Here is a 21693-nt window from a genome sequence, read left to right as displayed (position 1 = left end):
CGGCTCCGCGAGCTGCTGCCGTGGAACTGGTGCCGAGGCCACGCCGATCCTCGCCAAGCCTCCTGAGCGAGGATAGCCAGGAGCCCTCGCTCATCCCCTCAGCCTGCGGCCCAGGCCGGACGCTTACAGGTTTGACGACCAGCGGGCGTATATATCAGGAGGTACGTTCCATAATGAGGACACCCTGCGGATTCTATTCGGTCATCAAACGCCGCTAGCGCAGCGGATGACTATATCGACAGTCGTGGTGCGGCATGCACCAGATCCACACCACAAAGCTATGAAGCGCGTCTGCTGACCCGCCGGATCTCAGATGCTTACATCTTCGCTTCAGCGTCGCGCGATCCTCATCGTTGCCGTAACCAGGGGCCGCGCAATCTCGGCGGGCGCCACCTCAATCGCCGCGGTGAACCGGCTGACGAAAAGATCGCGCATTGGCTTGTCTCCGCCGAACAGCGACGGCCCGAAAGCGGCAATGAAGAAGCCAGCTATGTCGGCCGCGAATGCCGCATCGGCGCCAGTCTGCTGCCAGCGCAGCATGGCGGCGTTCGGGGTCTCGCCGATCACCAGTTCCTCGAGCGCCAGATCCGGCAGTTCGCCATTCTGGAACGGCGCACGGAACTCTTCGCGCGTGCGTGGTCGCGCCGGGATCGTCATGGCAGCGTAGGTATCTGCGGCGATCTTGCCTTCGTCGACAAGTGCCTTGAGCACCCCGTTCGCCAGATCCATCATCGGCTCCAGACCGCTTGCGCCGTCGGCATCCACAGCGCCAACCACCAGCACGAGTTGACCGCCCGGCACAAGTTCCCTGGCACGATGAGCGAGGAAGTTTTTCCAGTCTGCCGCCGCCACTTTTGCTAGCGCTCTGGCCTCGTCCGTCGTCGCGAAGATTGGCCAAATGTGTACGGCCAAGGCGAGCGGCAACGTGCTCATCCAGTGAAGCGCGAAGGCTGACCAACCGAATGTGAGGCTGTCCGCCGGAAGCAGCTGCTCATAAAAGGTGCGGCCGACGACAGACGCGAAGACATGGTCCCTTCCGCGCCGATAGCTATTGGGCGTGGTCTCGAGTGTCACGAACAGCGAGGTGAAGTCGCACTGCGGCAGGTCGGTATGGACCACCATCATGTCCCGGCCGGGTCCGGCGCGTTCGGCCAGGCGGTCCAGCATCAGTGCCAGCGGACGCATGGAGTTGCGCCCCTGAGAGCAGCCGAAATCCGCGATGGTGAGCAGACCGGGTGAGATTGCAACAGCAGCGAGCGCCCGCTCCAGCACGGCGTCCGCCTCCGCGGCGGAGCGCGCCTGGAGCTCCGAATGAGCGTTGTAGTAGCCGTGGCCCTCCATGACAGGTGCTTGCATCGTCCAACCCGCTATCCCGCTAAGCTCGCGCACTCTCGACGCTTCCGCCGATCTTTCGCACTTCCATCAGAGGTAGCAAGAGCTGACCCAATGAAGTGTCAGATCAGACGTTCGCTAATCGCCTGTCCACCGGAGATGGCTCTCTGCCATACGGCTATAAGACGGCGCGCGCCTTGGATTTCCCCTCGGGTTATGAGCGCCGGGTCACGCCCGGCCAACTGACGAGGAGAGTGGTACCCATGTCTTTTCGTCGGTCTCTTCAACCAGCTCACCGCCGACATTCACCGCCCGCATCGGACAGGTGTTCGTCGAAATGGGCTATGCCCTCAGCCTCGACAGGTGGGGCTAGAGCCCTTTGCCGGGGTGGTGGTAAGCGTGGCTAACATCCTTTGATACCGGCACTGCACTTAGCCGCCGGCATGACAGGAGGCAGAAGAATGTTCTCCTTGTCATCGCCTGTATCGTGGTGATCTGGACATGTCTGCCTGGCCTGCTGCTCTCAAGTTGGCTCGCAACAAGCTAGAGACGCAGGCGTGCGACGGCTACTTCGCTCCATGCGCCGCCCGGCGCCTGCGCACCGGGGCGGCGCCGGGGACCGGACCGCCGATCTTCGCCGGGCGCTGCTTGCCACGCGCCCAGTCGCCCTCGGGAATGCCGATGTCGCTGCGCTTCAGCAGATAGTCAAGGCCACCCACGCGATACCAGCGATAGCCATAGCCCTCGATGCACAGGCGATGCCGCCCGTTCTTCCCCGCCGTGGAATGGTGGTCGGAGCGCACGTCGACGAGCGAGTTCGCCTCGGCCTCCCGACCCACCTTCAGGTCGATCTCCAGCGGCTCGTGGGAGAAGTTGTGCACCAGCACGACGGCGTTGTCGCGCCAGTCATAGCGCATGGCGAGCACCGACGGATGGCCGGTCTCCAGGACGGTGAAGTCGCCCCAGCCGATCTCGGGCATCTCCTTGCGCATGCGGATCATGCGCTCCATCCAGTTGAGGAAAGAATTGGGCTCGCGCCGCTGCTCAGCCACGTTCACGTGGGCAAAGCCGTAAGGCCCCTTCGCGATCACCGGCAGCAGCGGCTTGTCGCCCCTGGTGAAACCTGCTTGGGGTTCCGCCGACCATTGCATGGGCGTGCGCGCGCCGTTGCGCTCCGGCAGGGAAAGATCATCGCCCATGGCGATCTCGTCGCCATAGCGCAGCACCGGCGTGCCGGGCAGCGAGAACATCATGGAATAGGCCAGCTCCAGTCGCTCCCTGTCCCCTTCCAGCATGGGCGCGAGGCGGCGGCGAATGCCCCGGTCATAGAGCTGCATATCCTTCTTTGGACCGAAGACGGAGAACACCTTGGCGCGTTCCTTCTCGCTCAGGCGGCCAAGATCCAGCTCGTCGTGATTGCGCAGGAACTGGCCCCATTGGGCGGTGGCAGGCCGGCCGCGGGTCTCCTGCATGGCGATTTTCAGCGGCTCCGTGTCGCCGGAAGCCAGGGCATAGAAGGAGGCCTGGTTGACCTGGAAGTTGAACATCATGTGCATGCGGTCGCCGTCCTCGCCGAAATAGTCGAAATTGACCTCCGGCAGCACGTTGGCCTCGGCGAGCACGATGCAGTCCCCCTGTCGCCACTGGAGGAACTCCCGGAAAGTGCGAAGCAGTTCGAAGCGCTCCTTCGACTTCGTCACCTCCGCGCCCTTCTCGGCGATGACGAAGGGCACCGCGTCCATGCGGAAGCCGGAGACACCGAGCTCGATCCAGAAGCCCATGATCTTCAGGATCTCCGCCACAACTTAAGGGTTCTGTGTGTTTAGGTCCGGCTGGAAATCGTAGAAGCGGTGAAAATAGTAGCAGCCCGCCTGCTTGCTGCGGGTCCAGGTGGATTTCTGCACGCCGGGGAAGACCATGCCCTCCGAGGCGTTCTTCGGCTTGGTCTTCGACCAGACGTACCAGTCGCGATATTGCGATAAGGGGTCGCGGCAGGCGTCCTTGAACCAGGGGCGCTCGTCCGAGGTGTGGTTCACCACGAGGTCGATAAGCACCCGCATGCCGCGCTGCTTGGCGGCGTGGGTAAACTCCACAAAATCGCCCAGCGTGCCGTAGCGGGGATCGACGCTGTAATAGTCGGAGATGTCATAGCCGTCGTCCCGCCCCGGGGAGGCTTGGAACGGCGCGAGCCAGACCGCCGAGACGCCGAGGCCCTGGAGATAGTCCAGCCGGCGCATGAGGCCGGGGAAATCGCCGATCCCGTCGCCGTTGGAATCCATGAAGGTCCCGACATTAAGGGAATAGAGCACGGCGTTCTTGTACCAAAGGTCGTTGATCATCCGTGTGCTCCATCGGTGCCCCCGACACAGCAGGGGCAACCGCGTGCAGACCTGCGAGTTCCGCGGAAGGTGATCGCGAACGAGAGCCTTCATCGGGCCGTCCGGCCATATGGCCTGGAGCAGCCTAGATACGCGGGGAAGGGCTCATCGTCCCTCAATGCGGGCTTCATCAGTGGCAGTCCCCGCTTCAACTATGGTGCAGACAACTACAAGATCCCGGCGGACGTCATCGCCACGCGCGAGCAATTGCGAGAGGTCGCCGGGCGGCACGGGGTCGACCTGAGGACGGCCGCCTTGCAATTCTCAGCCGCTGCGGACGTGGCCTCGGCACCTGTGGTGGGCGCGGGAAGTGCCGGGCAGATCGTCGAGGACTACACCTCCATGCAGACAAGGACTCCCGTCGATTTCTGGGCCGAGCTGAAAGCGGAGGGGTTGATCTACGCCCAGGCCCCCACGCCGAACGGCGTGACATGCGAGCATCGTGCCGCCGGCGGTGGGAACCCTTTGGAAAATTTCCCGTTCCAGTGACGCGACCAACCGGGCATCGAGCGCGTGGCAGAGCATCAAGAGCAACTCCTTTGGCTGGCAGGCGGCATCCCCCCGCCGCCACCATTGATGAAGGCCGTGGTCGCCATTCCCGTTCGCGACGAGGAAACCGCAATCCGCTCATGTCTGGACGCCTTGCTCCGGCAGCGGGATCACCGCGGGCATCCGCTCGCGAGCTTCACCTTCGGCATCGTAGTCCTCTTCAACAATTGCACGGATTGCTCAGTTGCTGTGGCAGAAGCCTGCCTCTGCGGGGCCGGCGTGCCGTTCGTGCTTTCGGACGTTCGGTTGTCGCCAGATCGGGCCAATGCGGGCACCGCGCGTCGCCTGGCGATGGACATCGCTGCTCTCTGGATCGAGCGTTCCGGCCAGTCTGACAGCCTGCTCCTGACTACGGATGCCGACAGCCAGGTTCCCAACGACTGGGTGATGCGAAATCTGGAGGCCCTGAAGAATGGATCGCGGGCCGTGGCAGGACGCGCCCGCCTAGATACTGACGCGCAAGAAGGCTTGCCATCCAAACTCCTCCGTCGCGTCGGGCTGGAAGACGCCTATGAGGCACGACTCGCGAAGCTCGCGGCGCGGCTCGACCCCCTGGCGCATGATCCATGGCCCAACCACCGGGCTGCCTCCGGCGCGAGCTATGCCGTCACACTGGACGCCTACCGGGCCATCGGGGGACTACCCAATATCCCATGCGGCGAAGATCGCGCCTTGACCCGGGCGCTGGAGCGGCAGGACATCCTCATCCGCCATGCGCCGGACATCGTGGTTCTCACGTCCGCCCGTCTCAGGGGGCGCGCGCAGGGAGGCGCCGCCGATACCCTGAGAGCGCGCTGCGAAGACCCCGATCTGCCCAGCGATCCTTCGCTGGAGCCGGTGGCACTGGCGGCCCGCCGCTTCTCCTGGCGGCGCCGTCTTCGGCTTCTGCATGGATGGGGCGACCTCGGAAGGAAGGCGTCCTGGCGCACCGCGCTGCAGCTGCCCGAGGAAGCGGGCGAGTGGGCGGAGGAGCCTCACTTCGGCAGCTTCTGGGCGCATGTGGAGGACGCAAGCCCAAGGCTTGCGCCCCACGCCTTGCGGCCCAGCGAGATACGGCCGCAGATCGCGGCCGCGGACATGATGCTCTCCCATTGGGATCAGTCCGCTTCCAGGCAATCCAGGCGATAGCGATCCGTACGCCCGCCTTTCACCTGCCGGGCCGTGTCCTTCATCTCCGCGATGAAAAGCTCGGAGGCCTCGTCCCCGCTCAGGGGATAATCCGTGTCGCCGATCCAGTGCACCAGAAGCACATGTCCGTCCTGACGCAGAGACGTCTTTACCCGCGCTGCCAGCCGGCAGACATCCGCGCGATCAAGATAATAAATGACCTCGGAAAGCAGGATGAGATCGAACGCTTCCTGTGGCCATTCATCCGGCACCCGGCATTGGGCAAACCGGATGTGTGTCAGGCTCCGGCATCGTCGTATCGCTCGATCAAGCGCACGCTCGGATGCGTCCACCGCCAGCAGATCATCGCAGCGCTGGGCCAGGAGTTCGGTCAGCACGCCGATGGAACATCCCACTTCCAGCGCTGCGGCGTAGCGCGTATGCGGAAGGGCGGCCAAGGTGGCTCGGTACTTCGTGCGCTCATAAGCGCTCGTCTCGAAATTCCAGGGATCCGGATTGCGGCTGTAGAGCGTCTCGAAATAGGCGCTCGGCAGTGAGGCGGCTGGCCGCGTCACGCGCCCTGCTCCACGTAAATTTCATACGGCACCTCGAATAGGGCCAGGAGATCAGGCGTCAGCCTGAAGCCGTTGGGATCGTCCGCGATCAGATCCGTCGTTTGGGACAGGTGTGCGGAAATGGCGGCGCGCTTGGCGGGCAATTCGTTGTCAATCCTCAGGCGGAAACCCTTGCGGGTCACTGCGGTCACCGGCGCGTCGGGGGAAAGTGTCCGCCCCCAGATGGGGTAGGCAAAGAGCCGCGCCGGCAGGGCGGCGCACGCCGCACGCGCAAGGGCCGCCGCCGCCTTGTGGTCGCAGTGGGGATCTTCATCCCAGGTCACCGCAATGAAGTCGCTCTCGGTCAAGCGAAGGATCTTCACCAGTATCTCGACCACGGCCTCTGCGGCAGGGCCGTCGCCCGGCACGAACCGGTCCGGCAATCGCAGGAAATGCACATTGTCCGAAGGGACGCCCAACGCACTGGCCGCAAGGCGTGCCTCCGTCTCCCGCAGTGTTTTCAATCGCTCCGGAGGGTAGGATGGCGACCCCGGATGGGACCCCGTGCCGTCGCTCAGGATGATGATGCAGACCGGCACGCCCCGGTCCCGCGCGGCTCGGATCAGCCCTCCGCAGCCGAGGCTCTCATCGTCCGGATGGGGAGCAATGATCGCTATGCTTCGTGCGCCGATCTCCTCGAAGGAAAGGAACGGCAGATGCTCCATTGCGGCTCGGGCACGGGCAGCCGTTGTCCTGCTCATGACCGGGGATCCGGGGAGAGCCGCTTGTTCACGAGCACATATCGCGCGCCCTCCGTCAGGGCTCGGTCTGGCCCCGGTTGGCGCAGGTAGGTCGCAAGATCGCGGCTCACCCGCTCGACGGGATGGGGGGCGAGGAAGCCGGCGAGCCCAACCGACCTGTTGACGTGCTCGAGCACGTCGAGCCCTGCCCGCTCCACGGCGCAGCGCGCAAGATTCACATAGGCGACGGCGCCTTCGTCCCGCGATATCTCCGCCCGCTCGGACGCCTGGGAGACCCAGAGGCGTGCGCTCTCAACAGCGATTGCCGCCTCGCCCATCCTGGCCAATTGGTGTGGATCCTCGTGCCTCCCTATGCCCTTCAAATGGGCGCAAGCCTCATCGAAGAGCCGTTCCATGCCACCGAGCTGGACAGCGAGAAAACGCCAGGCACCAGCGGAAAAGGTCGGCTGGCGCTGATAGTCCCCGGCCTTGCCGATGAGATCGCCCTCCAGGACCTTCAGGCCGGAAAAATCGAACGTGCCCGTCACTGAGGCGCGCATCCCAGTCGCGGTCCAATCCAACAGGTCGGCGCGCGACGAAAGCTCTTTCGGCGGAATGCGTGGAAGCACCATCTGGCTTTCGCCATCAGGGAGCCGCGCCGTCACCAGCGGTCGCGCGATGAAGCCCGCTCCGGATGCGAATGTCTTGGCCCCTTCGAGAAAATCACCGCCATCAGCCGGGCAAAGTCTCAGGCCGTTGGCCCCTTCGGTGTTCCAGACGCCGAAGATACTCCCCTCCACCGCGTCGCTGGCAGCGACCCGCGCCTGCTCGGTCGTTCCGTATCGGCCGATAAGGATGAGCGCGTTCACATGGCCCTCAAAGAGGCGGCCGACCGGCAGGCTCGCATAACCAATCGAACTGAGGAGGTTCCGGAGAACCGAGATGTCAGATGGGTTGGCATCCGCTCCTGAGCTGCCGAGGCTTAGCCCCGCGCCGATGGCGACCAACTGCGAAAGCTCTTTCTCCGGAAATGAACCCGATCGATCAAGAGAGCCGGCATTTTCGCTGGCGAAGACCAGGGTCGAGGCAATGTCTGCTGCCTCAAACGAAGCGGGAAAACGTCGATCCCGCCGCCGCAGGATTCCGCCGGCGCCGCAAATGATGAGATCGGCAGGAGAGGTCATATTCAAGGCGTGGCCATCCAATGGAGAACTCGGCAAGTTGAAAACCGCTCCCCGAAGGCCCCGGTTCCAATATGCGGCGGCCTCTCCTCAGCGGCCCGACTTGAGTCGTTGCCGGTGGGCAGCCTGCTTCGCCCGGTTGCCGCAGATCGCCATGCTGCACCAGCGTCGGGCGTGGCCCCGCGTATGGTCGGCGAAGAGGAGGGTGCAGGCCGGCCCCTCGCACGCTTTCACGTGGGTGTGTTGATTTCCACTGAGATCTGACCCGGCAGGCGGGGATTTTTCCATCGAGAAGTGACCCATGTTTTCACCACGTCTCACGCGGCACACGCGGGGGACAGCGGAGTGATCTACATGGAGTTATTGAGCGTCATCCGACGCTGGCATCATCGGGATCGTTGCTCGATCCGGGAGATATCCCGCCGCAGCGGCCTCTCGCGGAACACCGTGCGCAAGTACCTGCGGGCGGACAGCGTCGAACCCCGGGTTCACGTCCCCGACCGCCCGAGCAAGCTCGATTCCTATGCCGACAAGCTCACGGCGATGCTGCGGGTCGAGAGCGGCAAGTCGCGCAAGCACAAGCGCACGGTCAAGCAGCTGCACGCCGATCTGGCGAGCCTCGGCTATGAGGGGTCGTACAATCGGGTGGCGGCCTTTGCCCGCGACTGGAAGGCGGCCCGGCTGCGCGAGCAGCAGACCAGCGGCCGCGGCACCTTCGTGCCGCTGGCCTTTGTGCCCGGAGAGGCCTTCCAGTTCGACTGGTCGGAGGACTGGGCGATCATCGCCGGCGAGCGCACCAAGCTTCAGGTCGCTCATGTGAAGCTGTCCTACAGCCGCGCCTTCACGCTTCGAGCCTACCCGCTGCAGACCCACGAGATGCTGTTCGACGCCCATAACCATGCCTTCCGGGTGCTGGGCGGCGTGCCGCGGCGGGGCATCTACGACAACATGAAGACGGCCGTCGACAAGGTCGGCCGGGGCAAGGAGCGCCAGGTCAACATCCGCTTCTCGGCCATGGTCAGCCACTTCCTGTTCGAGGCGGAGTTCTGCAATCCGGCTTCCGGTTGGGAGAAGGGGCAGATCGAGAAAAACGTACAGGATGCCCGTCATCGGCTCTGGCAACCCCTGCCGAACGTCCCCTCGCTGGAAGCCTTGAACGAGTGGCTGGAGACCCGGTGCCGGGAGCTGTGGACACAAATCGAGCACGGCGCGCAACCCGGCTCGATCGCCGATGTGTGGGCCGAGGAGATCCGCCACCTGATGCCGATGCCGCGGCCGTTCGACGGCTTCGTCGAGCACGCCAAGCGCGTTTCCCCGACCTGCCTTGTCCATCTCGAGCGCAATCGCTACAGCGTGCCGGCCTCCTTCGCCAACCGCCCGGTGAGCCTGCGGGTCTATCCCGACCGGATCATCGTCGTCGCCGAGGGGCAGGCGATCTGCGAGCATCATAGGGTGTTTGCTCGCTCCCATGATCGCCAGAGCCGGACCGTCTACGCTGGCGCCATTATCTGGCCGTGGTCCAGCGCAAGCCCGGCGCCCTGCGCAACGGTGCGCCCTTCGCCGAGATGCCGCCGGCGTTCCGGTCCTTGCAGCAGCACCTGCTTAAACGGCCTGGCGGTGACCGCGAGATGGTGGAGATCCTGTCCCTGGTCCTCCAGCATGATGAGCAGGTCGTGCTCACGGCCGTCGAACTCGCCCTCAAGGCCGGCGTGCCGACCAAGACCCACATCCTCAACCTGCTGCACCGGCTGATCGACGGCTCGCCTCTGAGCACGCCAACGATTCCAGCTCCTGCCGCCCTTACACTGACCACCGAGCCCCAGGCCAATGTGGAACGCTATGACGCCCTTCGCCGAGCCAGGGAGACACGCCATGCGTCATGATCCGGCCAGCGGAGCCCTCGTCATCATGCTGAGAAGCCTCAAGATGCACGGCATGGCGCAAGCCGTCGCCGAACTTACCGAACAGGGGTCTCCCGCCTTCGAGACCGCCATGCCGATCCTCTCGCAACTCCTGAAGGCCGAGACTGCCGAACGGGAGGTGCGATCGACCGCCTACCAGCTCAAGGCCGCGCGCTTCCCGGCCTATCGCGACCTCGCCGGCTTCGACTTCGCCAGCAGCGAGGTCAACGAGGCGCTCGTGCGCCAGCTCCATCGCTGCGAGTTCCTTGATGACGCGCACAACGTCGTCCTGGTCGGCGGTCCCGGCACCGGCAAGACCCACATCGCCACGGCTCTCGGCGTCCACGCCGTCGAGCATCATCACAGGCGGGTCCGCTTCTTCTCCACCGTCGAGCTCGTCAACGCCCTCGAACAGGAAAAGGCCCAGGGAAAGGCCGGCCAGATCGCCGGCCGGCTCGTCCACGCCGATCTCGTCATCCTCGATGAGCTCGGCTACCTGCCGTTCAGCACCTCGGGCGGCGCCTTGCTGTTCCACCTGCTGAGCAAGCTCTACGAGCGCACCAGCGTGGTCATCACCACCAATCTCAGCTTCTCCGAATGGGCCACCGTCTTCGGCGATGCCAAGATGACCACGGCCCTGCTCGACCGGCTCACCCACCACTGCCATATCCTCGAGACCGGCAATGACAGCTTCCGCTTCAAGAGCAGCTCGGCAAAGCCACCCAAACCGACCAGGGAGAAGCCGCGAAACTTGACCGCCACCTGACCCAACACCACCATCAGCCCGGGTCACTTCTCAGTGGAAATCCAGGGTCGCTTCTCGACGGAAATCAACAAAGCGCCTTCAGGATCTTGCGCTCGGCATAGTAAATGTCCTTCAGGGTATCGTGAAACAAGGATTCGAGGTTCTTCTCAGCCATTTTTATCTCCATTGGTCACCGAGATAGTCTAATAAGTTATCAAGCGCGGATTCTCGATCACCGGATGTAATCCGACCGAATAGATTCGAAAATCTATTGCTTCAGTTTTGGAACCGATCCCACCATCCATCGTTTACTGATTGCGCAAGTCGGAGCGGGCGAACGTGCGAGCATTCACCTGGCATGCCAAAGGGGACAGACGCTGCGATCAGGTAGAGGATCCCGCGATCGAGGACGACCGCCACATCGGCTCGCTTTTAACGCTTCGCACAATCTCCGGTTCCACTTCCATCTCTTGCCACCTGTGGCCTCGGATGCCGCGGAAAGGTGGCCCGCGATAGCCCCGCTTCATCACAGTCACAGACACGCTTCAGGGAGCACGTCAGATGGCCAGGAAAGCAACGAAAGCACCGCCCAGCGACCAAGCGACGGCACGCATCCACGACCAGACCTTGTTACGGAGCAACGGCGGTGAACTGCATCAGATCGCAGAAGGCGACACGCCGACGCTGACCACGGCGCAGGGCGGCCCCGTCGCCGATGACCAGAACACCCTCAAGATCGGGGCGCGCGGACCCAGCCTGATCGAGGATTTCCATCTCCGGGAGAAGATCTTCCATTTCGACCATGAGCGCATTCCCGAGCGCGTCGTGCACGCCCGCGGCTATGGCGCGCACGGCTATTTCGAGACCTACAAGTCGCTCGCAGAATATACGCGTGCAGACCTCTTCCAGCGGGCCGGAGAGAAGACCCCCGCCTTTGTGCGCTTCTCCACCGTCGCTGGTTCGGAGGGCTCAGCCGACCTCGCGCGCGATGTGCGCGGTTTTGCGGTGAAGATCTATACCCAGGAGGGCAACTGGGATCTCGTCGGCAACAACATCCCAGTCTTCTTCATCCAGGATGCGATCAAGTTCCCGGACGTGATCCATTCGGTGAAGCCGGAGCCGGACCGCGGCTTCCCGCAGGCCCAGTCCGCCCACGCCAATTTCTGGGACTTCATTTCTCTGACCCCAGAATCCATGCACATGATCATGTGGGTCATGTCGGACCGGGCCATTCCGCGCTCCTTCCGCTTCATGGAGGGCTTCGGCGTCCACACCTTCCGCTTCCTCAATGCCAGGGACGAGTCGACCTTCGTCAAGTTCATCTGGAAGCCGAAGCTCGGCCTGCAATCGGTGGTGTGGAACGAGGCGGTGAAGATCAACGGCGCCGACCCGGACTTCCACCGCCGCGATCTCTGGGATGCCATCCAGTCCGGCAATTTCCCGGAATGGGAGCTGCGCGTTCAGCTGTTCGACCAGGACTTCGCCGACAGCTTCGATTTCGACGTGCTCGACCCCACCAAGCTTATCCCCGAGGAGATCATCAAGCCGATCCCCGTGGGACGGCTCGTGCTCGACCGGATGCCGGACAATTTCTTCGCCGAGACCGAGCAGGTCGCCTTCATGACGCAGAACGTGCCGCCCGGCATCGACTTCTCGAACGATCCGCTGCTTCAGGGCCGCAACTTCTCCTATCTCGACACCCAGCTGAAGCGCCTCGGCAGCCCTAACTTCACCCATATCCCGATCAACGCCCCCAAGTGCCCGTTCGCCCATTTCCAGCAGGACGGGCACATGGCGATGCGCAATCCGGTCGGCCGCACGAACTATCAGCCCAACTCCCACGGCGAGGGTCCGCGCGAAGACCCCGTCCGCGGCTTCCGCTCGTTCCCCGAGGAGATCGACACGCCGAAGGTTCGCCTGCGCCCCGAGAGCTTCGCCGACCACTACAGCCAGGCCCGGCAGTTCTTCAACAGCCAGACGGCGCCCGAGCAGAAGCACATTGCCATGGCCCTGACCTTCGAACTCAGCAAGTGCGAGAACCCGGTCCTGCGCGAACGGATGGTCGCGCATCTTCTCAACGTCGATGAGGCTCTGGGTGCCACCGTCGCCGACAAGCTCGGGATCAAGGAACTTCCCGCGCCTGCGGATGCGGCGATCACACCACGGGACGACCTGCCGGCTTCTCCCGCCCTTAGCATCATCCGGAACGGCCCGGCGAGCTTCGCCGGCCGCAAGGTCGGCGTGCTGGTGACCAACGGCTGCGACGGCAAGCTCCTGAAGAGGCTGCAGGCCGCCATTGAGAAGGAAGGGGCGAAAATGGAGCTGGTCGCGCCCAAGGTGGGTGGCGTAGAAACCGCCGACGGTACCCTCCTTCCGGCAAAGCACATGATCGACGGTGGCCCGTCCATCCTTTTCGACGCGGTGGCGCTGCTGCTTTCCGAGGAAGGGGCCGAACGCCTCACAAGCGAGGCAGCCGCGCGCGATTTCGTGGCCGACGCCTTCGCCCATTGCAAGTTCATCGGCTTCACTCCGGTGGCCCTTCCGCTCCTTGCGAAGGCCGGTGTCGCGCCCGATGCCGATGAAGGCCTCATGATCCTCGACGACGCGAACTCGGTGGGAGGGTTCATCGAGAGCTGCCGGAAACTGCGTCTGTGGGCGCGCGAAGCGACCGTCAAGCTCTGAGGGAACGAAGAAAGCCCGCCTCCATCTGGGCATCGCCGAGATCGACGCCTGTCGCCTCCGTCAAGTCCGAGGACCGGCGGATAAAGGAGATGCAATCATGACCGATCGTCTGAAACTTCAGGACCCCCGCAAGCAGTATCCCGCCCCGCCTTTCCCGGCGCAGCCTCAGGCGATCCCCGGCCTCGCCCGAAAGATGAGCCCTCAACCTGATCATGGTGAAGAAAGCTATCGCGGATCGGGCAGACTGAAGGGCCGCAAAGCACTCGTGACCGGGGGCGATTCCGGCATCGGACGAGCGGCGGCGATCGCCTTCGCGCGGGAGGGCGCCGACGTGGCCATTTCCTATCTCCCGGAAGAAGAGGCCGATGCCAGGGAGGTCATTGCCCTGGTCGAGGCTGAAGGCCGAAAAGGCGTCGCCCTTCCTGGCGACATCAAGGATGAAGCCTGGTGCCGGGAAATGGTGGAAAAGGCGGTAGCGGGCCTCGGCGGGATCGACATCCTTGTCATCAACGCGGGCAGGCAACAGTGCCGCGAAACGATCGAGGACTTGTCGACGGAGGATTTCGGCAGGACGATGAAGACCAACCTCTATGCACTTCACTGGATCGCCCAGGCAGCGGTTCCACACCTTCCGACTGGGGCCGCCGTCATCACGACGGCCTCGATTCAGGCCTATCAGCCCTCTGCAATTCTGCTGGACTATGCGACGACCAAGGCCGGTATCGTGGCCTATACCAAGGCCCTCGCCAAACAGCTTATCGAGAAGGCAGGCTTCCAACTGAGGAGCGCTTTATGCCGACGATCCATGACGAGTGCCGGGCTGTCGGCCTTGATCCGGCAGCCGTTCTGAAGATCACCCGGCGGCGCGCAGCCGCTCGCCGCCGGCGAGATTATCCTCATGAGCGCGGCGGGCGGCGGGCCCACCGGCGGGGCGTGCGTCGTGAAAATCTAGATGCAGGCCTGTCGATCCGGGCCCGAATACTGAATCTTCGCCATGTGCCCCCTGCGCGAAATGATCTAGAAGTGTTGGTTCCAGGTCCTGGGGAGATGGGTGATGACGCGCGCAGCGGACGAGTATTTGCGCAATATCGCATTCTTCGCTTCCCTCCGGACCGTGGCAGGGGCCAAGCTGAACTTTGACCCCGCCACCGGCCTGTTCTCCGTTGCGTCGAATTTCCTATCCCGGACGTTCAGCAATCTGCGCGCGACGGCGGGCACGGAGCAGTCCGTCACGAATGACGCGACCTTTCATGATCCCGTCGTCGATGTCTTCCGCGCGGCGACGCAGCACAACGTCGACATAGCTCGTCGGCGCGAGGCCTACGAAGGTCTGGCCACACTGCGCAAGCAGTATGCGGGAGATCGCACGCGGTCCGCCGCCCTGCAGCGGACGCTGCTCGACATCCTGCAATTCATCCCGTCGGAACTCCTGAACCAGACAATCGAGCGCTTCCGATCGATCCGGCCCACGGATGTGCTCGGGCCGTTGGATCTCGATTTCATGGATGTGGTGTGGGAAAGACGCGGACCGCTCTTCGCATTTTTGGATGAAGGCGAGCGGCCCGATCCCGCGAACAATTCCCGTAACCGCCCCTATCGCGATCTGGCTCACGATATTTACAGACTCTACAATGCGAATATCGAGCCCGCGATTGTCGATATGGAGGCCTGGGCCGCGCGCCTCCCTGCCCGCATGAAAAACAAAGAAGGTCGTTACTATAATCTGCAAAATAGAGGGAACATTCCGGCCGGAAATGCCAAGCTAATTGCCAACGGAGATTACAATACTGCCTTTATATACTATAGTCCGAACAAGGCGCGGCGGGGGGAGATGCTGTGGCGGATCTATCTAAATTTCGAAGCTGATGCCGCCGGCGCCCTTTTGAGGCGTCTGTGGGAGATCTCCGACAGCTATGCCATCTCCGCCTTCAAGATCGCGGGGCCCGGCGCCTTTCACACGCGGGTGGACAAGGTGGTTATCTATGTCAGCCAGAGCCACTGCGGCCGGCTCGCCGGGGACTTGCAGAAATGTGACTTTGGGTTCAAGGACCCTGTGCCGGCCATGACCATCAAGGTCGCGACCGGGATTTCCAAGGGCGTCGAGCCGGGGCCGCTTGATATCGGCTTCAGCCACAGCAGCGATTTGAGGCCCGGGGAGCAGAGTCGCCAGAGCTACGGCACCATTCGCGCCGGTCTAATCGCCGCCGCACTCACGCAGATGCATGCCGTCAGCCATGGCAATGCGTGCGCCCGGGACCGATACCGCTCCGATAAGGAGACATTCCTCAAATGGGTGGCCATCGCCTTCGAAGGCTATCGCAGGCAGCTGGACGGCTTCGCGCACTGACCCCCGTCCCGAGGCGCCCTCGAAGCGGGAAGGGGGCGGACGCTGCTGGCCGGCGGCGATGTCCTTGTCGATCTGGTCCACCAGGATCACCGTGTTAGCCCAAAGACGCTACTAGGTGCCCCCTGCGCCATGGTATCTTTCAGTAGCCCTCGGGTCTCCCCGGCCCCCGGGTTAGGGCTGAGCGGTCTCTCCCCCAACCCCAGTCCCTCAGCCCGTCTTCGCGCCCGCATGAGGAGCCCCTCTTGCTATGACCGACCGTCGGCACGAAGCCCTCAATATGGCCGGCCGAGTAGTCGCTGCTTGGCACCTGGACATGCTGTTGTGGCCCACCATCCGCCTTGATCGTCCCGGCCGCACAGTCGTCCTGGACCCGCACTTCAACAGCGAGGAAGCCGAAGAAACGAACGCAGAGTATGTCGGCTCGGAGTATTTCACGAATGCCGGGTGCATCGCCGAGATGGCGGGGGAAGAGGCGGAATCCCTCCTTGCCGGCACCATCGAGGCGGACGTGGAAACGCACTATGCGGAGATCGCCAGACCTCTTTCGGATAACGACGCGGATGCCGCCGCTGAACTCCTGGAGATCCAGCGCACCGCCGCAAAGGCGATCGTGCAGGCCGGCAAAGCTGCCATAGACCGGATAGCGAATGCCCTAGTTGACCGGGGAGAGATCAGCGCCGGCGAACTCAGCGAGATGCTGGACGCACCGCTTCAATAGCCATGGAACGCCGCGGCAACCTCACCTTCCCGGATTTCTCCGACCCGCAAGAGTTGACGGCCGAACTCGAACGGCAGCGCATCCTCGAAATCTCGGGATGGTGGCTGAAAATCACGTGCGGCGGCTGCGGCTCGGCGAGCGGCTACCCGCTTCGGCTCATGTGCGCCCGACCTCGTCGTGGCGGCGAGGCAGCCTCTTCGATGACGACATCCGCATGAACATGTTCAGGAAGTGAGCGGAATCGTTCATCTCAGTTCCCAAAGTAGGTCATTCCCAGCACCTCGCCGAGATAGACGAACGATCGGTAGATTCCGGGCTAAAATCCTGGTCGGCTGAACGACCGATGTTGGGGCGCGAAGCCGAAGGTCCGCTGTCCAATTAGCGGAGCCAAGGTCCGCAACTGGCCCCAAGCGGGCATATCAGGTCAGCCCCGACGGCGTTCACTGCATCGGGGAGATGCGCCTTACAGGCGCGCCGCAAGTGTGTGGTGTCCGGCGGTCAAGGCGATAACGGCGATGATGAGGGGGACGAAGGCCAGCGCCAGAAGCGTGTTCCAGCCAAAGGCCGACAATAGTCCGCCAGACAGGAAGGAGCCGACAGCCATGGTCCCGAACACGGCGAAATCGTTGAAGGATTGAACACGGGCCTTCTCTTCTGGCCGATGGCATTGCAGCACCATGGCCGATGCACCCACGAAGCCGAAGTTCCAGCCCACGCCGAGCAGGATCAGCATCGCCCAGAAATGCCCGATTTCGATGCCGAACAGGCCGACCACGGCCGCCACACCGATGAGGCTGAGCCCGGTGGCGACCACGCGGGGTGCACCGAAGCGGCTGATCAGTCGGCCCGTCCAGAAGCTCGGGCCGTACATGGCGATGACGTGCCATTGCAGGCCGAGATTCGCCGATTCCTGCGAGTGGCCGCAAAGCCTCATGGCCAATGGCGCCGCCGTCATGAGGAAGTTCATCAGGAGATAGGAGACGACGCCGCATGTCACGGCGAGGACGAAGTGAGGTTGCCGAACGATGACGCCCAAAGGCCGCCCACCCTCCCGCTCGGCGACACTGGGCATGGGAAGCTTGACCCCAAGCAGGATAACGGCGGAGACGCCTGCCACCACGGCCTGCCCGATATAGGTGGCCGCAAACAGATAGGGCGCCGAGAGGTTCATCGTATAGGTGACGAGCTGAGGCCCCAGCACGCCCGCGAACACTCCGCCCGCCATCACGGCCGACAAAGCACGGGGCCGCCGCTCCGGGGCCGCGCAGTCGGTGGCGGCAAACCGAAAGGTCAAGACGACCGCCGCATAAACACCGGCAAAGAAGGTCGCGACGCAGAACAGCGAGAAGGCCGCATATATGACGGCGAGGGATGCAAGGAGCCCGGCGAGGACCCCGCAGCCTGCTCCCAGCATGAACACGGAACGGCGACCATGGCGCTGAGCGATGGCGCCGGCGGGCAGGGTGCAGAATGCCATGCCCACGACGAAGATGGAGATGGGCAGCGTCGCGAGCGCCGTGTTCGGTGCCAGTGTGTGCCCGACGATGGCTCCGGTGGCAAAGACGACGGTGGCGTTGATGCCTGCGAGGGCCTGGCCAATGGAGAGCCTCAAAACGTTGCCGCGTTCCAGGCGAAGCGCCGCCGCTAGGTTCTGCTCGGTGGTCAATATGGTGCTCACGCCACAAACTACCTTCTACAAAGAGGCTGTGCGGCGCACCGATGCAGCCGTTTGCGGACCCTTCAGCATGTCGTGCCCGCTCCTCTACGCGCATTTGCGCTTGCAATCGCCCTATGTCGACCACCTTTCGCGTGTGCTCCCTTCCCGCTTTCCGCCTGGGTATGAGCGTGAGCGCCCACACGTGTCTCGGGAAGGGACTGTGGGGCGAGTGGACGTCCGCTTTGCGATAATGGGCTGGCGACTGCTCCTGGCGCCGGGTTGAAGCCGGCGACTGGCACTGGATTATGGAAGATCCTCCGCGTCAAAATCGAAAGTGGGACCGCAATCATCGCGGTTTTGAGAGCACAATCAGTCACCTGATGTGCTCCGTTGTGTCAGGCTGTTCTGAGTCTGCTGAGTTCACTCATTTCACAGCTAGCTCCGACACGAGCATGGCTATGTCGCTGTCACGGCGCTCACGCTCGCATGTTGCGGCGGGCTGGTCTGGATAGTGCCGCGGCTGTGGCGCTGAAAAAGAAAAGCCCCGCGCGGCGGTGAGCCGGCGAGGGGGAATCGTGGCGACGATCAAGATCATCCACACCGCGGACTGGCAGCTGGGGAAGCCGTTCGGACGCTTCCCCCAGGAGGTGCGCGCGGCGCTGGCGGAGGCGCGGCTCGATGCCATCGACCGCATCGCCGCCGCTTCGGCGGCGGCCGGCGCGGCGCACGCCCTCGTGGCGGGAGACGTTTTCGACAATGCCGAGCCCGGCGACCGGATCGTGATGCAGGCGATGTCGCGCATGGCGCGCGCGCCGGTGACGTGGTGGTTGATGCCCGGCAACCACGACCACGTGCGCGCAACGGGGTCACACATCCCGACGCCGGCGCTCGAACGCTTCCAGGAGGTCGAGATTGATGGAGGGTGAACGTCGGAGGCGGGTGAGGGTGGCGCTCTGCGCCACCGTCCCCTGTGGTGCCGGCAACCTGATGACTTGGCCGGACAGCGACCCTTCGCGTCCCGAATGCGCGGCAGCCCATGCTTCTTCAAGGCGGAAACACTTCAAGGACAAGCGATGGCGCTTCCGCCATCTTGCAGACGCCCGAGTTCGCTCTGCCAAGGCACGCTAAGCCGGTTGGAAGCAGTCACACCCAGAACAGGGAATCGTGCGGTGTCACACGCACGATCAAGTCATTGAAGTCGGCATCGCCAGAGGTGAGCAGTTCATCCTCGAAGGCGATCTGCAGGCTGCCATCGGCATCGATTCGCGAGAGGGACTGCATTCCGCCCCCCGCATTGAGCGGATTGAGCATGTCGAAGGCGTTTGCGTCGGCGGTGTGGAAGATGTTCCCCATCACGCTCTCTCCGTCCCGCTCGACACTGACGAGCATCGGAGTGGAGGCGCCGAGGCGCGCGGCGTCACCTGTTCCAGCGTCGACGAAACGAAAGCTGCCGGTTAAGTCCTCATTCAGCGCCGCCCCGTTCGCAACCAAGAACAGCGCGAGGCGGCTGCCCTCTGCCAGACCATCGATCTCGTTCGGTCCGCTGCCGATATCCAGAAAATGTGCATCGCCAAAAGTGCCGTCTGCGCGCACTTCAAACCAGCCGAGCGCATTGTCGTAGCCGGCCCGTCCACCAACCACAGACAGGGCGAAATCCGTTCCCGTCATAGCCCTTGCGGCAACGCCGTTGATCGCCCCGGGCCCCACCCTGATGCCTTCCTTCAGGTCGATTGCGACGTCGCTGCTGCCCGCCACCGTCTGGTTGACATAGGCGTAGAGGTGGTTGTCGCTGTAAGAGCCGAACCAGTCCGGCCTGCCGTCGCCGTTGAAATCCAGTCCCGCCGCATTCTTGATATCGGTGCCGAGCGTCATGTTGCCATACTGGACGGCCTCGTCGCTTTCGCCAGGCGTGGGCCATGGGTAGTCGATCAGGATGGTCGAGCTGTTACCATCGCTGAACATGATATCGGCCTGGCCATCGAGGTTGTAGTCGAGCGCCGTGCCAAGCGGACCACGCGGCGTGCCACTGATCTCCGTATCCGAAAACAGTGTCTTGTCGTTGTTGAACCACGCAATGTGGGTGGAGGAGTTGCCGGCGATAACGAGTTGGTACTCGTTCGCGCCCGCATACCCCCAGACCGCAAGCACATCTTGCGGCGAGTTCCAGTTGTCTCCATCAAAATAGATATTGGATGAATCCATATTCAGGATGGGCGAATTGGAGCTGGACGTTGCATCGCCCCAGACCAGATAGGCGTTCGTTTCGGCCGTCGTAAGAAGATCATTCTCTTCACGATAGCCAAAGACAACGTCGACGTAGCCGTCATTATTGAAGTCGGCAGCCGTGACACGAGGGAGGACGTTATCACCCGGGATAAACTCGAAAAGCGATGCTGTCTTCTGCAACGGCTGAAAAGTGAATGCTCCTTCACCGTTCCCAAGACCGATGGCGTAGACGCCCTGGCTATTCTCTATGGTTTCGTCTGCGTCCGACTGCGGCGTAACGGCTATCCCACTCACGATGATGTCGAGATTGCCGTCGTGATTGAAGTCGGCAATCGCGAAGTCGCCCATGGAGACCGTCTCGCCGAATGCGGCATTGACAGGAATAGTGCTAGCATTCACCTCGGAGCTATCAAAGGGAATGGTGTTGGTGACCCCCGGATTGGCAAGGAAGGCACTGATCGTCAACGTCGGAGGCGATTCAATCGTACCAGTAAATCGATCGTAAAGCGTCCCGGGCGTCGGGTTGATCCCGACCAAGTCACCAAAGCCGTCATTATTCAGATCGGCCGTCGCAATATACTCGATATCGTTTGGGTTAGAGATGAAAACAGAACCATTAAAAACTCCGGTGGCTGCGTCGAATGAACGCCAATGAATGCCGTCGTCCTGCACGAAAATGAGATCGTCTTGTGCCGTAGATGCGCGATAGTGACCACCCGTTACGGTGTAGATCGGATTGGTTTCCTGCAGACTCTGCTGCAGGGAGTAGGTGAAATCGCTGTCGGACGTGAGCGACCCCATAACATAATTATCCGGCAACGTTTGCAATCCTTGAGCCATGGCAGTTCTCTTCGTGAATTCTTCCGAGCAATCGTGCTCATTCGGCAATCAGTTAGACGCCCCGCAAAGCCTCGGCGCCGACGGGTGAAGACCGCTGCGTTGCCGCCTGGAATGGCAGCCGGGGAAGGAGATTACCCAGCGGGTTGGAGAGCAAGGAGTACCGGTTCGCTGGTCCGCTGGAATTGCTGCGCGCCCCATAGACTTTGAATCGTTCCGCTTCGTTCTTCGACAGTGAGAATGCGCATTCATGGGAGCTCAATTTCGGAATTCTATCCGCCATTGGCGGTCTCACCTGTCATTCTCCGTCAGCGAACCGCAGGGGTGAAATCATACTTGCGAACACATATTGTGAAAGCACACTTTTTGGATCAATGAGATCCAGTGGTATGCAATGGGCTGTTGTCGTCTGCGCATTTCTCATAGGACAGCGGCATAATCGCGGGCACGAGGGGCGCTGCTCGCCCCCATCCCGGTGTGGCGCTCCTGGTAGCGGACATCTTCGAGGCACGCGCGACATCATCTAGGCGTCGGTCCACGCTTGCCGGTCGAATGGCTAAGGCTGCGCGGCAGCATCGCGGCGAGGCTTTGAGAAAGCCCGTTTCGATCCAATGGCCTGCTGCCGGTTTCGTGGACACCGAGATAAGGTGTTCAACGGGACTGGAGAGCTGGAATGCAACGACGGAGGTTCAGCCGCGAGTTCAAGCTTGAGGCTGTAAGATTGGTGAAGGACCGGGGC

15 protein-coding genes and 4 pseudogenes are annotated in these 21693 nt (G+C 62.8%); 10 read left to right on the top strand and 9 right to left on the bottom strand.

Features of this window, described 5'->3' with window-relative positions; translation table 11 throughout:
- Positions 1 to 330: 330 nt before the first annotated feature.
- On the bottom strand, positions 331 to 1356 hold the full coding sequence (locus ABLE91_RS28475; protein WP_348935929.1) for a class I SAM-dependent methyltransferase: 1026 nt from the start codon (positions 1354 to 1356) through the stop codon (positions 331 to 333).
- A 542-nt stretch (positions 1357 to 1898) separates the two neighbouring features.
- Positions 1899 to 3671 (bottom strand): annotated as a pseudogene (locus tag ABLE91_RS28470) (alpha-amylase family protein).
- Between the two features lie 69 nt (positions 3672 to 3740).
- On the opposite strand from ABLE91_RS28470, the gene ABLE91_RS28465 reads away from it, so the two are divergent.
- Both ABLE91_RS28465 and ABLE91_RS28460 read left to right on the top strand, forming a co-directional pair.
- Positions 3741 to 4199, top strand: coding sequence for an aldo-keto reductase family protein (locus tag ABLE91_RS28465; RefSeq protein WP_348935928.1), 459 nt, complete (start codon positions 3741 to 3743; stop codon positions 4197 to 4199).
- Positions 4200 to 4286: 87 nt separating this feature from the next.
- Complete coding sequence (locus ABLE91_RS28460; RefSeq protein ID WP_348935927.1) at positions 4287 to 5387, top strand: glycosyltransferase family 2 protein; 1101 nt, start codon at positions 4287 to 4289, stop codon at positions 5385 to 5387.
- Here the strand turns inward: ABLE91_RS28460 and ABLE91_RS28455 are convergent.
- The 4 genes and pseudogenes from ABLE91_RS28455 to ABLE91_RS28440 all read right to left on the bottom strand — a co-directional run.
- Positions 5357 to 5941, bottom strand: coding sequence for a class I SAM-dependent DNA methyltransferase (locus tag ABLE91_RS28455; protein WP_348935926.1), 585 nt, complete (start codon positions 5939 to 5941; stop codon positions 5357 to 5359). The two genes, ABLE91_RS28460 and ABLE91_RS28455, sit on opposite strands and share 31 nt — an antisense overlap.
- On the bottom strand, positions 5938 to 6645 hold the full coding sequence (locus ABLE91_RS28450; RefSeq protein ID WP_348935925.1) for a PIG-L deacetylase family protein: 708 nt from the start codon (positions 6643 to 6645) through the stop codon (positions 5938 to 5940). The genes ABLE91_RS28455 and ABLE91_RS28450 overlap by 4 nt, the downstream gene beginning before the upstream one ends.
- Positions 6646 to 6677: 32 nt before the next feature.
- Positions 6678 to 7844 carry an acyl-CoA dehydrogenase family protein gene (locus tag ABLE91_RS28445; protein ID WP_348935931.1) on the bottom strand — a complete coding sequence of 389 codons (1167 nt, stop codon included), beginning with the start codon at positions 7842 to 7844 and terminating at the stop codon, positions 6678 to 6680.
- Positions 7845 to 7931: 87 nt separating this feature from the next.
- Positions 7932 to 8081 (bottom strand): annotated as a pseudogene (locus ABLE91_RS28440) (CGNR zinc finger domain-containing protein); the annotation flags it as partial.
- A gap of 114 nt (positions 8082 to 8195) precedes the next feature.
- Between ABLE91_RS28440 and istA the strand changes: the two are divergent.
- Positions 8196 to 9724, top strand: a pseudogene (gene istA / locus ABLE91_RS28435) (IS21 family transposase).
- Positions 9714 to 10508, top strand: coding sequence for an IS21-like element helper ATPase IstB (gene istB / locus ABLE91_RS28430; RefSeq protein ID WP_310203164.1), 795 nt, complete (start codon positions 9714 to 9716; stop codon positions 10506 to 10508). Before istA ends, istB begins: the two are co-directional and overlap by 11 nt.
- Positions 10509 to 10578: 70 nt before the next feature.
- On the opposite strand, the pseudogene ABLE91_RS28425 reads toward istB, so the two are convergent.
- A pseudogene (locus ABLE91_RS28425) lies at positions 10579 to 10662 on the bottom strand (DUF892 family protein); the annotation flags it as partial.
- Positions 10663 to 11048: 386 nt separating this feature from the next.
- Between ABLE91_RS28425 and katE the strand changes: the two are divergent.
- The 5 genes from katE (at position 11049) to ABLE91_RS28400 (ending at position 16452) form a co-directional block, all read left to right on the top strand.
- Positions 11049 to 13169, top strand: a complete 2121-nt coding sequence (katE, locus tag ABLE91_RS28420; protein WP_348935924.1) for a catalase — start codon at positions 11049 to 11051, stop codon at positions 13167 to 13169.
- Between the two features lie 97 nt (positions 13170 to 13266).
- The gene (locus ABLE91_RS28415) at positions 13267 to 14019 is read left to right on the top strand and encodes an SDR family NAD(P)-dependent oxidoreductase (protein ID WP_348935923.1); all 753 of its coding nucleotides are present in this window, start codon (positions 13267 to 13269) and stop codon (positions 14017 to 14019) included.
- A 204-nt stretch (positions 14020 to 14223) separates the two neighbouring features.
- Positions 14224 to 15516, top strand: a complete 1293-nt coding sequence (locus ABLE91_RS28410) for a T3SS effector HopA1 family protein (RefSeq protein ID WP_348935922.1) — start codon at positions 14224 to 14226, stop codon at positions 15514 to 15516.
- Positions 15517 to 15763: 247 nt separating this feature from the next.
- Entirely contained in the window at positions 15764 to 16234 is a 471-nt protein-coding gene (locus ABLE91_RS28405; protein WP_348935921.1) for a hypothetical protein, read from the top strand.
- A gap of 2 nt (positions 16235 to 16236) precedes the next feature.
- Positions 16237 to 16452, top strand: a complete 216-nt coding sequence (locus tag ABLE91_RS28400) for a hypothetical protein (RefSeq protein ID WP_348935920.1) — start codon at positions 16237 to 16239, stop codon at positions 16450 to 16452.
- A 245-nt stretch (positions 16453 to 16697) separates the two neighbouring features.
- On the opposite strand, the gene ABLE91_RS28395 is transcribed toward ABLE91_RS28400, so the two are convergent.
- On the bottom strand, positions 16698 to 17912 hold the full coding sequence (locus ABLE91_RS28395) for an MFS transporter (RefSeq protein WP_348935919.1): 1215 nt from the start codon (positions 17910 to 17912) through the stop codon (positions 16698 to 16700).
- A gap of 554 nt (positions 17913 to 18466) precedes the next feature.
- Here ABLE91_RS28395 and ABLE91_RS28390 point away from each other — a divergent pair.
- Positions 18467 to 18817, top strand: a complete 351-nt coding sequence (locus tag ABLE91_RS28390; RefSeq protein ID WP_348935918.1) for a metallophosphoesterase family protein — start codon at positions 18467 to 18469, stop codon at positions 18815 to 18817.
- A 217-nt stretch (positions 18818 to 19034) separates the two neighbouring features.
- Here the strand turns inward: ABLE91_RS28390 and ABLE91_RS28385 are convergent, their stop codons facing one another.
- Positions 19035 to 20957 (bottom strand): hypothetical protein, encoded by a 1923-nt coding sequence (locus ABLE91_RS28385; RefSeq protein ID WP_348935917.1) that lies wholly within the window; start codon positions 20955 to 20957, stop codon positions 19035 to 19037.
- Positions 20958 to 21693 lie beyond the last annotated feature (736 nt).

It is taken from the genome of Aquabacter albus, assembly GCF_040049275.1.
In the GTDB taxonomy this organism is placed as follows: domain Bacteria; phylum Pseudomonadota; class Alphaproteobacteria; order Rhizobiales; family Xanthobacteraceae; genus Aquabacter.
The sequence above is the reverse complement of the archived record's forward strand: the minus strand, read 5'-3'. Positions and strand labels throughout refer to the sequence as shown.